This window comes from Tatumella ptyseos (genome assembly GCF_030552895.1).
GTDB lineage: Bacteria > Pseudomonadota > Gammaproteobacteria > Enterobacterales > Enterobacteriaceae > Rosenbergiella > Rosenbergiella ptyseos_A.
This window is the reverse complement of the sequence record NZ_CP130649.1, coordinates 2,168,860-2,181,089: the sequence shown is the minus strand read 5'-3', so window position 1 is coordinate 2,181,089 and position 12,230 is coordinate 2,168,860. Positions and strand designations below refer to the sequence as shown.

The 12,230-nt window shown below is 49.1% G+C and carries 13 protein-coding genes; 11 read left to right on the top strand and 2 right to left on the bottom strand.

Translation table 11 applies throughout. The features are described from left to right. The first annotated feature begins 65 nt into the window (after positions 1-65). Genes hscB through sseB form a run of 6 tightly spaced genes read left to right on the top strand, consistent with a single transcriptional unit; the run spans position 66 to position 5,146 of the window. Positions 66-581: a co-chaperone HscB gene (gene hscB / locus QJR74_RS10375; protein ID WP_304371795.1), complete on the top strand. Its 516-nt coding sequence runs from the start codon at positions 66-68 to the stop codon at positions 579-581. Positions 582-590: 9 nt separating this feature from the next. Beyond that, positions 591-2,441, top strand: coding sequence for a Fe-S protein assembly chaperone HscA (gene hscA / locus QJR74_RS10370; RefSeq protein ID WP_304371794.1), 1,851 nt, complete (start codon positions 591-593; stop codon positions 2,439-2,441). Positions 2,442-2,443: 2 nt separating this feature from the next. After that, complete coding sequence (gene fdx, locus QJR74_RS10365) at positions 2,444-2,779, top strand: ISC system 2Fe-2S type ferredoxin (RefSeq protein WP_304371793.1); 336 nt, start codon at positions 2,444-2,446, stop codon at positions 2,777-2,779. Between the two features lie 56 nt (positions 2,780-2,835). Next, positions 2,836-3,036, top strand: coding sequence for a Fe-S cluster assembly protein IscX (iscX, locus tag QJR74_RS10360; protein ID WP_099824681.1), 201 nt, complete (start codon positions 2,836-2,838; stop codon positions 3,034-3,036). A 15-nt stretch (positions 3,037-3,051) separates the two neighbouring features. Then, on the top strand, positions 3,052-4,335 hold the full coding sequence (gene pepB / locus QJR74_RS10355; RefSeq protein WP_304371791.1) for an aminopeptidase PepB: 1,284 nt from the start codon (positions 3,052-3,054) through the stop codon (positions 4,333-4,335). Between the two features lie 43 nt (positions 4,336-4,378). Continuing rightward, positions 4,379-5,146, top strand: a complete 768-nt coding sequence (gene sseB / locus QJR74_RS10350) for an enhanced serine sensitivity protein SseB (RefSeq protein ID WP_304371790.1) — start codon at positions 4,379-4,381, stop codon at positions 5,144-5,146. 280 nt (positions 5,147-5,426) lie between these two features. Here the strand turns inward: sseB and QJR74_RS15240 are convergent, their stop codons facing one another. Both QJR74_RS15240 and sseA read right to left on the bottom strand, forming a co-directional pair. Next, positions 5,427-5,579 (bottom strand): HigA family addiction module antitoxin, encoded by a 153-nt coding sequence (locus QJR74_RS15240; RefSeq protein ID WP_441007609.1) that lies wholly within the window; start codon positions 5,577-5,579, stop codon positions 5,427-5,429. Between the two features lie 818 nt (positions 5,580-6,397). Next, positions 6,398-7,240, bottom strand: a complete 843-nt coding sequence (gene sseA, locus QJR74_RS10335; protein ID WP_304371789.1) for a 3-mercaptopyruvate sulfurtransferase — start codon at positions 7,238-7,240, stop codon at positions 6,398-6,400. Positions 7,241-7,512: 272 nt separating this feature from the next. On the opposite strand from sseA, the gene ndk reads away from it, so the two are divergent. From ndk to ispG, 5 genes are all read left to right on the top strand, one after another. Then, complete coding sequence (gene ndk, locus QJR74_RS10330) at positions 7,513-7,944, top strand: nucleoside-diphosphate kinase (protein WP_048912436.1); 432 nt, start codon at positions 7,513-7,515, stop codon at positions 7,942-7,944. 148 nt (positions 7,945-8,092) lie between these two features. Then, positions 8,093-9,262: a bifunctional tRNA (adenosine(37)-C2)-methyltransferase TrmG/ribosomal RNA large subunit methyltransferase RlmN gene (locus tag QJR74_RS10325; RefSeq protein WP_304371788.1), complete on the top strand. Its 1,170-nt coding sequence runs from the start codon at positions 8,093-8,095 to the stop codon at positions 9,260-9,262. 80 nt (positions 9,263-9,342) lie between these two features. Continuing rightward, positions 9,343-9,774 (top strand): tetratricopeptide repeat protein, encoded by a 432-nt coding sequence (locus QJR74_RS10320; protein WP_304371786.1) that lies wholly within the window; start codon positions 9,343-9,345, stop codon positions 9,772-9,774. A gap of 252 nt (positions 9,775-10,026) precedes the next feature. Continuing rightward, positions 10,027-11,031, top strand: coding sequence for a cytoskeleton protein RodZ (rodZ, locus tag QJR74_RS10315; RefSeq protein ID WP_304371785.1), 1,005 nt, complete (start codon positions 10,027-10,029; stop codon positions 11,029-11,031). 31 nt (positions 11,032-11,062) lie between these two features. Then, positions 11,063-12,184: a flavodoxin-dependent (E)-4-hydroxy-3-methylbut-2-enyl-diphosphate synthase gene (ispG, locus tag QJR74_RS10310; protein ID WP_304371784.1), complete on the top strand. Its 1,122-nt coding sequence runs from the start codon at positions 11,063-11,065 to the stop codon at positions 12,182-12,184. Positions 12,185-12,230: the final 46 nt, after the last annotated feature.

Genomic DNA, 12,230 nt, shown 5'->3' with positions numbered 1-12,230 from the left:
ACTGATTTAACTCATCGCCCCAGCTCGCTGGGGCGATGAGTTTGTCTTACGCGAACTGATAGCTTATGAACTTTTTTACGCTGTTTGACCTGCCTGAAAGCTTCACGCTCGACACTTCATCACTTGCCGAGCGATACCAAGCTTTGCAACGCCGTTATCACCCCGATAACTTTGCTACTCAGCCTGAAGCCGAACGCTTACAGGCGCTGACTACTGCGGCAAATATCAATCAAGGGTATCAAGCTCTACGTAAACCGCTTCCTCGTGCTGAATATATTCTCACGCTGCATGGTTATGACATTAATAACGAACAACATACCATGCACGATACTGAGTTTCTGATGGCGCAACTGACGCTCAGAGAAAACTTGGAAACCATTGAGCAGCAACAGGATAGCGATGCATTAGCGGGTTATTTAAGCGATATCAAACAACAGCATAAATCGTTAATGAGTGTTGTCGCGCAGCAACTTGCCGATCAACAGTGGCAGCAAGCCGCCGATACAGTCCGTAAACTTCGTTTCTTTACCAGACTCGCCGAGCACGCCGAGGCACTGGAAGAGAAATGGCTCGATTTTTAAGGATACACGATGGCGTTACTTCAAATCAGCGAACCTGGCCTGAGTTCCGTTCCACACCAACGTCGCCTTGCGGCGGGTATCGACTTGGGGACCACTCACTCACTGGTTGCTACCGTACGGAGTGGCGAAACAACGACCTTGGCCGACGCGCAAGGGCGCGATCTGCTGCCGTCAGTGGTGCGTTATACCACGGATGAGACTATCGTTGGATGGCAGGCTCGTGAACAAGCGGTGACCGATCCGGCTCATACCTTCAGTTCAGTTAAGCGTCTGCTCGGCCGCTCATTGGCCGATGTGCAACAGCGTTATCCGCAGCTCCCTTATCATTTCCACGCTAGCGAGAACGGTTTACCTCTTATGTCCACGCCGGGGGGGCAGGTCAACCCTATTTCAGTTTCCTCAGAGATCCTATCGACTCTCGCTAAGCGAGCGGAAGAGACCTTAGGGGGCGAACTAGAGGGCGTAGTGATCACCGTTCCGGCTTACTTTGACGACGCACAACGTCAGGGAACCAAAGATGCAGCTCGCTTGGCTGGACTCAAGGTTTTACGGCTATTGAATGAGCCGACTGCGGCGGCCGTGGCATATGGTTTGGATTCTGGTCAAGAAGGCGTTATCGCTGTTTATGATTTAGGCGGTGGCACCTTTGATATCTCTATTCTGCGTTTAAGCCGTGGTGTTTTTGAAGTGTTGGCAACGGGTGGCGACTCTGCGTTGGGCGGCGATGATTTCGATCAGCTGGTCGCGCAATGGATCCAACAACAAGCCGGAATTACCGATCTGTCTGATCGCCATTTACTGCGCGAAGTCTTAGATGCGGCAACTCAAGCAAAAATAACGTTAAGTGATGCAGCGCAGACAACGATTACGATCGGTGACTGGGTGGGAGTATTAACCCGCGAGCAGTTCGAACAGTTGATTGCGCCATTAATTAAGCGCACCTTGCTGGCGTGCCGTCGTACGGTTAAAGATGCCGGCATTGAAGAAGATGAGATCGTACAAGTGGTCATGGTCGGTGGATCAACTCGCGTTCCTGCTGTCCGCGAGCGAGTAGGCGAGTTCTTTTCGCGCGAGCCGCTCACCTCCATCGACCCTGATAAAGTGGTAGCCTTAGGTGCTGCGATCCAGGCGGATATTCTTGCCGGGAACAAGCCGGATAGCGAAATGCTGCTATTGGATGTCATTCCACTTTCTCTGGGGCTTGAGACGATGGGTGGTTTAGCGGAGAAAGTAATTCCTCGTAATACCACTATTCCCGTGGCACGGGCGCAAGAGTTTACCACTTTCAAAGATGGTCAAACCGCCATGAGCATTCACGTGCTACAAGGTGAACGTGAACTGGTCGAAGATTGCCGTTCATTGGCTCGCTTTGCCTTACGAGGAATCCCTGCAATGCCTGCAGGGGGCGCGCATATTCGCGTTACTTTCCAAGTCGATGCCGATGGCTTGCTGAGTGTCAGTGCGATGGAAAAATCCACCGGCGTCGAAGCCTCAATCCAAGTGAAGCCCTCTTATGGTCTAACGGAAAACGAGATCGCGACAATGCTCACCGACTCGATGACCCACGCTCGGGACGATATCTCGGCGCGTAAAGTGGCGGAGCAGAAAGTCGATGGCTTACGCGTATTAGAAAGTTTAGACGGTGCGCTAGCAGAAGATGCAGCACTGCTCAGTGAAGAAGAACAGCAAGCAATTTCGTTAGCGCAGGCAGCTCTACGCGAGGCTCTCGCCGGGTCTGATGCGCAAGCTATTGCTGACGCAATAAAACAACTCGATCAAGTTACCCAGAATTTCGCCGCGCAACGAATGGACAAGTCTATTCGTCAAGCGTTGACCGGACATTCTGTGGATGAGGTTTAATTATGCCAAAAGTAGTGATTTTACCCCACGCCGATTTATTACCGGATGGCGGTGTTTATGATGCGACGCCTGGAGAAACGATTCTTAACGTCGCGTTACGCAATGGAATCGATGTCGAGCATGCTTGTGAAAAATCATGTGCATGTACCACCTGCCACTGTGTAGTACGCGAAGGGTTTGACTCGTTAGCGGAAAGCTCCGAGCTGGAAGACGATATGCTCGATAAAGCTTGGGGGTTGGAGCCAGAGAGCCGGCTGAGCTGCCAAGCGATCGTGACTGACGAAGACCTCACTGTCGAGTTCCCTCGCTATACCGTGAACCACGCACGGGAACACTGATTTATCCCTTATCGGGCCAGACGACACTCTGGCCCGATTGCTATGGAGAAATAAGCATGTCGATAAAATGGACAGATAGTCGAGAGATCGGTGAAGCCTTATATGATCTCTACCCAGATACCGATCCTAAAACCGTAAGATTTACTGATCTGCATGCCTGGATTTGTGAATTAGACGGGTTTGATGACAACCCTGACGCATCAAACGAAAAAATCTTGGAAGCGATTTTGTTAGTCTGGATAGACGAATACGAATAAGTTTAGGAGTCAGTGATGACCACAGCCATGCATTTACAGTTAAGTCAGCAACCCGCAGCAGAGTGCTGGGGAAGCAAAGCCTTGATGAGCCCTCATGCTGAAGGGATGACAATTCATCTTGCTGAAGTGGAGAAGAATGGTGCGATACAGCGTGCCGCACGTAAGCTTGATCAGCAAGGTATCCGCCAAGTCGTATTGAGTGGTGAGGGATGGGATCTAGAAGCTTGTTGGGCATTCTGGCAAGGTTTCCGCTCGCCGAAAGGACAGCGCCACGTCACTTGGCCAACGCTGTCTGAGGCGGATCGTAGTGAACTTGATCATCGTTTGACTATCATCGATTGGGTACGCGATACCATCAATAAACCTGCAGAAGATTTAGGTCCTCAAGAGTTAGCTCGCGCTGCGGTCGATTTACTGAATAACGTCGCCCCTAATGCCGTCACCTATCGCATCCTAAAAGGTGATGAGCTTCGCGAGCAAGGCTATCTTGGTCTGCATACTGTCGGTCGTGCTTCCACGCGTGCCCCAGCATTGTTAACCCTCGACTACAACCCGAGCGGCGACGATACCACACCGGTTTTTGCCTGCTTAGTCGGTAAAGGGATTACCTTCGATACGGGGGGCTATAGCCTGAAGCCTAGCGCACCGATGGACTCAATGAAGTCAGATATGGGCGGTGCAGCAACCCTAACTGGTGCTTTAGCCTTAGCGATTGCTCGCGGATTAACTAAGCGTGTAAAACTGATTCTGTGCTGCGCAGATAATATGGTCAGCGGCAATGCGATGCGTCTGGGCGATATTATCCATTATCGTAATGGTAAATCGGTTGAAGTGATGAACACCGATGCCGAAGGCCGTTTAGTCTTAGCAGATGGTTTAATTGATGCCAGCGCACAACAGCCTGAACTGCTCATCGATGCGGCGACCTTGACCGGTGCGGCGAAGATGGCACTTGGTAACGATTACCATGCGCTGTTCAGCTTTGATGATATCGCGGCGCAATCACTGCTGCATAGCGCAGACATTGAAGGAGAGAGCTTCTGGCGATTACCGTTAGCGGAATTCCATCGTCAGCATCTACCTTCTCACTTCGCTGACCTGAATAATATCGCTAGCCCAGCACACACAGCAGGTGCCAGCAGCGCTGCGGCCTTCTTATCTTGGTTCGTGACTGAGTACAAGAAAGGCTGGTTACATATTGACTGTTCAGCCACCTATCGTAAGGCTGGCGTCGAGCAGTGGTCAGCGGGTGCTACCGGTATTGGTGTGCGTACCTTAGCCAACCTGTTACTAAAATAATCTGCGAGGCAGGCGAAGAGCCTGCCTATCTCGAGAGCCTAATATGTCTGTTGAATTGGAAAAACTGTTGGAGCAGGCTGCCACTGAGCCCGCCTATCGCCCTGCCTTCTTTCAGGCATTACTTAACGCTGATGTCTGGGTTTTAGGGCGCAGTGTTGCTCCACAATTGACAGCTGACTCGGGCGTCGACCTGACGCATTGGGAAAAAGCGGATGGCGAAAGTGTTATCCCTTTTTTTACCTCAGAACAGGTTCTCAATGAGGTATGCGAGCCGGGAGAGCCTTGGGTCAAGCTTCCTGTAAAAACGCTTTTTGAGCTGACGCGGGGAGAAAATCTCTTCCTCAATCCTAAACGCAGCACAGGAAAAGAGTTTTCAGCTAGCGAGATTGCGGCATTACTCGACAATCGCGGCGATGCGCTTTCTGAACAGCGTATCATCGAAGGCGGCGAAGCATTACTGATCTCGGCGGTCGATGAACCACCTGCCCAGCTGGTCAGTTCTCTTACCACACTCTTTGCGGGACTTAAGCCTGTACGTCGTGCCTTCCTCGCTGAGATACGGGAAGGAGAGGGGGCACCTGCTAATTTGCTGTTAGGAATTGAAACCGACGGTGAGATTGACGCGATTATCCAGCAAGCGGGTCAAGTCGCGGTGGACACATTAGCTGATGATGCTTTAATTGATCTTTGTGAAATTACTGACCAGCCTACTGGGGTGAGTCACTTTTTCACTGCGCACATCACCCCATTTTATGAAAGACGTTGGGGCAGCTTCCTGCGAGATTTCAAGGGGAGTCAGCGGATCTTGTAGAAGTGAGCGGCCCCCGAAAGTTGGAGTACCAACCCTAAGGGGTTTCTCTTAATAGCAAATACGCTCACCGCTTGATACTAGGCTGCCACCGCTATTTATTGACTATCAATATGATCATCAATGGTTACCAGCCAAAAACCCTAATACTTCATCAAACTTTGATATACAGAGTGACGACTTACACGCTCTTCGGTGACGGTTCTTTCTAGGGTTTGGATTGTGCCATGGCAGCACAAGGGGTATCTGCTACCAGTCGGCGTAAGTGAGACGTATCAACCGTCTATTCTGCATGATAAAGGCTGTAGTTAGTTTGTAAATTAAGCCAAAACTTAGGGGTATTCCCTAATACGGCAGATGTCTTAATCGCCATATCAGGCGTTACTACTGTTTGGCCGTTAAGTAACCGGTGTGCAGAGGATGGAGAGATGTTCATCGCTCTAAAATTCACGAGTGCCTATATTTATGCCCTCAATAATCTCTGCAACAACCTCCCCAACATGAGGGGGATTAAACATTTCGCTCATTAGTGGTAGTCCTCATCGATAATGATGTAGGCATCGCCATCTTTGAATTCGAGGCTTATACGCCAGTTACCTGTCACCGCTGTGGACTAAATGCCTTTTCTGGTTTCCTTGAGTGCGTGAAGATCATAACCCTGAATATTAATATCCAATATTTCGACAGCGGCATGGATGAAGGCAAGCCTCAGCCTGAGCTTTGAGACTTGATCTGCTTGAATACCTGCTGTCTGGCCCGTCTGGAAAACCTTTTCAATCCTTTGTGCTTAAAAGATTTAATCATGCAAGGTCCCTCTTCCTTGATAGGGGATAACCTAGGCTGTCCTTACTAAGGAGCAAGTGTTTTTAATCTTCTATACAAAATACACAACTCCTGCATAAGATAGGTCGAGAAATGGGCGGGAGTAACGATGGGATCCATCAAAAGGGGCGAGTCATTATTAAGTTGACCGAGATATTTAGGGCGTCTATGCCTCAAGCATTTCGGTCAACAGTACAAAGCCTGACTAGCGAATAATGAAAAAAGGGGATTGAGAAAACAATGCAGGCAGTCGCCCAATCATTCGCTAGACACTGTTGGAAGCTGTTTCAAAGAGGATAAGGCACGATGGGCATTACCACCATGCCTAACGCGAACCGAGACCGGAGATTTTGAAGCCATAGACCCCTAACTGGCCCGGTTACGCTCACTTGGTTTCCATCTTAACGACTTGTCATTCCCGCGGTTGGCCGCCTAAGGCCTTACCGGTAAATCGTCTCGACTTCCCCACTCGCCCCACGAACCATCATAAAGTTTGACCTGCTGTTGCCCTAGCTGGTACAAGGCGAGTAAGAGTACCACCGCGGTAACCCCCGAACCGCAGGTCACGACGGCAGGCTGAGTGGTATCGACGCCCGCTTTCTCGAACAGTGCCTGTAACGTGTCATTATCTTTTAGGCGTCCTTCACTCACTAAGTGGTCCCAAGGTAGGTTGAGGCTATTGGGAATATGGCCACGACGCAATCCCGGTCGAGGTTCGTCGGCCTCGGCATTAAAACGTGGGGCAGAGCGTGCATCGATAATCTGCATGCCACCTTCGTGACTTAGGAGTAACATTTTAGTCAGGGGGACGACGGCATTATCAGCTACCTGAACCTCGAATTGCGTTGGCGGTAAGGTAACTTCGCCGGTGGCGAGCGGTAAGTTTGCTTGTTGCCAAGCCTTTAAACCGCCCGCTAATATCGACACTTTTTCAACACCGAAGTGACGAAGCATCCACCAGGCTCGCGGCGCAGAAAACAGATTCCCCTCATCATAAACGATAAGGTGTTTTTCATGATCGACGCCAAGCTCTCTCATCGCCACCGCAAAATGATCCGCACGAGGTAACATATGAGGGTAGGGGCTTTGGCTATCAGAGAGATGCTCAATATTAAAGAAGACGGCCTCAGGGAGATGCCCAGCAAGGTATTCTTGCTTAACATCACGGAGTCGTTCTTGTCCTGGGGGTAATAAACGCGCATCGACAACCTGTATTCCGGTATCGTTGAGGTGCTCAGCCAGCCAGTGTGGCGTAACGAAAACAGTTTGACTCATGTCTCTCCACTCCTAAAAACGTCAAGGTGAACAGAGTGGCAAAGCTTAGGTAATTTGTCACGGAGCTTTTTAGTCTGGATAAGGTTAACCGCTCAATACTATGATAAGCCGCGATAGAAGAAGAAAATCAGTACAAAAAGATAAAAAATAATGGATTAGCCTAGGCAACGACGCGTTTGCCACCTATAATCGGCGCCGTTTCTCACTATCGCCGCCCGTCCACGATGACAGGATGGCGCTAGGGTATTTTGCAAGCTCAGACTGAGGTCACTATGACAATCGAACGTACTTTTTCTATCATTAAGCCAAACGCCGTTGCTAAAAATGTAATTGGTGCAATCTACAACCGTTTTGAAAGCGCTGGCTTCAAAATCGTGGGCGCTAAAATGCTGCAACTGACTAAAGAGCAAGCAGAAGGCTTCTACGCTGAGCACAAAGGCCGTCCATTCTTTGATGGTCTGGTTGAGTTCATGACTTCTGGTCCAGTTGTTGTTTCTGTATTAGAAGGCGAAAACGCTATCCAACGTCACCGTGACCTGATGGGCGCAACTAACCCAGACAATGCCTTAGCCGGTACTCTGCGTGCAGATTACGCTGACAGCTTCACCGAAAACGCAACTCACGGTTCTGACTCTGCTGAGTCTGCAGCACGTGAAATTGCTTACTTCTTCTCTGCTGAAGAAGTGTGTGCACGTACTCGTTAATTTTTTAACGTGTCGAACACAGTACATTCGCATCTATAAGCAGATGGATGTACACTACGCACCCCCTTACCTTGTGAGGGGGTGTGTTTTTTTAAATTTTAATTCCTTTTACGTGCCATAACGTGTAACAACGAGGCCAGAGATTACTATGTCAGACTCTATCACCACCCCAGAAATTTTCGCACCAGCTATTACGCCTGTTAAATCCACCAAGGTTAACTTACTCGACCTGAATCGCACAGAAATGCGTAAGTTTGTCGCCTCCTTAGGCGAAAAGCCTTTCCGCGCAGACCAGATTATGAAGTGGATTTACCACTACTGCTGTGACGATTTTGAGCAAATGACGGATATCAATAAAAAATTTCGTCAAAAGCTCAGTGACATGGCGGAGATCCGCGCACCAGAAGTCGCGGAAGAAATGCGATCTTCAGACGGTACGATCAAGTGGGCGATTCGAGTCGGTGACCAATTAGTCGAGACTGTTTATATTCCAGAGAAAGACCGTGCGACCTTGTGTGTATCCTCACAAGTCGGCTGCGCGTTGGAGTGTAAATTCTGCTCGACCGCACAACAGGGATTTAACCGTAATTTAAAAGTTTCAGAGATTATTGGGCAAGTATGGCGCGCAGCGAAAATTATCGGTGCCGCAAAGGTGACCGGACAGCGTCCTATCACTAACGTCGTGATGATGGGAATGGGAGAACCATTACTTAACCTCACTAACGTTGTGCCGGCGATGGAGATCATGCTTGATGATTTCGGATTCGGGTTATCCAAACGTCGCGTTACCCTATCAACATCAGGTGTCGTTCCTGCGCTGGATAAATTGGGTGATATGATTGATGTCGCGCTTGCTATTTCTCTGCATGCCTCAAACGATAAAGTGCGCGATGAAATTGTGCCAATCAATAAGAAATACAATATTGAAGCCTTTTTAGCGGCCGTAAAACGGTATATCGGTAAGTCAAATGCAAACCAAGGTCGAGTGACTATCGAATATGTCATGCTTGATCACGTCAACGACAGTACCGATGACGCACACGAATTAGCGGCATTACTCAAAGATACACCAAGTAAAATTAACTTGATTCCATGGAATCCCTTCCCAGGTGCTCCTTATGGAAGAAGTTCTAATAGCCGCATCGACCGTTTCTCTAAGGTATTGATGGATTATGGCTTTACCACCATCGTCCGTAAGACGCGTGGGGATGACATCGACGCGGCCTGTGGTCAGTTGGCGGGTGATGTTATCGATCGAACTAAACGTACTTTACGTAAGAAGATGGCAGGCGAACAAATTTCTGTGAAAGCCGTCTAGCCTTAGGTGGTTACCAGAACGGTTTCGGTACTGATTCTGGCATGCTCGCCCTTATCAAGGATGAAAAGGGTGAGACTACGATGAAATGGAAAGTTATAGTGCTCAGCATTGGTGCGCTTGCTGGCTGTCAGCAGTACCCGGTAAATGAGCAAAGCGTGGCGACGCGGCTCTATCTTGGGGAGCAATATCTTCAGGCGAAGCAGTTCGCCCATGCTACACGGAATTATCGAAAAGTGGTCGCTCTGCAACCCAAAAATGCACAAGGATGGTGGGGGCTAGCACAGATAGCGGCACAGCAAGGCGATACCGCCACCGCGCATTTGTATTATCAACGAGCTTTTCAGATGGCTCCAGAAAATACCAGGCTACGTGATAATTACGGTGCTTTTCTCTGTACTTTAGGGCAGTATGATAAAGCGCGACGTGTAAGTAAACGTGATGAAAAAACAATGGGTAATCAAAAGGGTGAGCCGAGAAAAAATTCTTCGGATGTTTGTTTACCGGAGTCATGACGTTTAGCACCTGAATATTGTCGCGAGAAGAATAACTGTTGAAGGGGGCGAATCAGCCGTATTTGAATAGGTCAGCGTAATTTGCAGCACTATCTTATAAACGCACTATTCTTACCAAGAGCCATTTCAACAGATTGATGTGAAGCATAAAATTATCGCCGTGTAACGCCGTAGTGGGTCGCCAGCGTCACAGACACCTTACCGTTAGCACGAATTTTTCACCCTCGATACAGTACTGACGTTAAATTGCGAATGAATACTGAAGCCAACCAAGACATTATTAAAGCCTCTGCGGGTGAGCGTTTACGTCAAGCCCGTGAAGCGAAAGGTCTGACGCAACAAAATGTTGCTGATAGACTTTGCCTAAAGCTCTCTACCGTGCGTGATATTGAAGATGATAAAGCGCCGGCTGAACTTGCTGCGACTTTCTTACGTGGATATATCCGCTCTTATGCTCGCTTGGTACAGGTCCCTGAAGCCGATGTACTGCCTGAAGCAACGCAACATGCGACTATTCGCCCAGCGAAAATTACGCCTATGCAGAATTATTCGCTTAACAGCCGTCGTAGTAGGAAGAAACGCGATGGTCTACTGACGACTTTCACGTGGTTAATTATTTTCGTCGTGGTGGGACTGACCGTTGCGTGGTGGTGGCAAAATCATAAAGCCGCGCAAAGCGAACTCACTAACAGTGTGTCGACGCAAGATAATGAAGGAACCGGTACTAGTCAGTCTATTCCATTATCTACTGATCCATCATCTCAGCAAGCGACTCAGAGCGAATCTCAACCTGCAGCCACTGACGCGCAGCCAGAACCTACCGCACAACCCGAATCAGCCCCTACCGCTACGACCGCACCTTCTAGCGATAATAGCGCAATGGCGCCAGCGGCAAACTCGACAACTGCAGTACAAACGCCAGCAGCGACGACACCCGCGCCAGCAGTGTCTACATCGCTTCCTGCTCAACCTGCAACCACTACGTCGGCGGACGCGCAGCAGAACCCAGCGAGTCCGGATGCCTTGACCTTACAATTTACCGGTGACTGCTGGTTAGAAATTAGTGATGCAAACGGTAAAAAACTTTTCAGTGGCTTACAACATAACGGTGGCACGTTAAATCTCACCGGTAAGCTTCCTTATCATCTTAAAATCGGCGCTCCTGCTTCGGTCTCGGTCCAGTTCCGTGGTCAACCCGTTGATTTAAGCCGTTTTGTTCATCGTAATCAGGTAGCACGTCTGAATGTGGGCGCGTAAGCGTTAACATTGAGGCTAGTGGAGAAAAGCTATGCATAACGAGGCTCCCATTAACCGTCGTAAATCGACCCGTATTTACGTTGGTAAGGTGCCAATCGGCGATGGGGCTCCCATCGCTGTACAATCAATGACCAATACTCGTACCACCGATGTTGAGGCAACGGTCAACCAGATCAGAGCGTTAGAACGCGTAGGCGCGGACATTATACGGGTTTCTGTTCCCACTATGGACGCGGCCGAAGCTTTCAAACTTATTAAGCAACAAGTGAATGTGCCATTGGTGGCAGATATTCATTTTGATTATCGTATTGCCTTAAAAGTGGCTGAGTATGGTGTAGATTGCTTACGGATTAATCCAGGAAATATCGGGAATAACGAACGTATTCGTCAAGTGGTGGACTGCGCACGCGATCACAATATCCCGATCCGTATCGGGGTTAATGCTGGATCACTGGAAAAAGATCTGCAGGAAAAATACGGTGAACCTACGCCACAGGCATTGGTTGAATCTGCACTGCGTCATGTCGAACACTTGGATCGTCTCAACTTCGATCAATTTAAAGTCAGTGTCAAAGCGTCTGATGTCTTCTTAGCGGTCGAATCTTACCGTTTGCTCGCACAGCAGATCAAACAACCTTTACATTTAGGTATTACCGAAGCGGGTGGGGCGCGTGCTGGGGCGGTGAAATCGGCAATCGGCTTAGGACTGCTTCTTTCCGAAGGTATTGGCGATACATTACGCGTCTCTCTGGCGGCTGACCCGATCGAAGAGATTAAAGTAGGCTTCGATATCCTAAAATCACTACGTATTCGTTCACGTGGGATTAACTTTATTGCTTGCCCAACCTGCTCACGTCAAGAGTTTGATGTGATAGGGACGGTTAATGCCCTAGAACAGCGTTTGGAAGATATCATTACGCCAATGGATGTCTCGATTATCGGCTGCGTGGTGAATGGTCCTGGTGAAGCGACCGTCTCGACCCTCGGCGTTACGGGTGGTAATAAAAAAAGTGGCTTCTATGAAGATGGTGTCCGTCAACGTGATCGCTTAGATAACAATGATATGATTGACCAACTTGAAGCGCGTATTCGTGCAAAGGCCTCAATGCTTGACGAAAATGCGCGGATTTCGATCCAGAACCTCGATAATTAATTAGTTAACTGGGCTGCCGTGCCCTGTTTTTAGCATTTGAAATAAA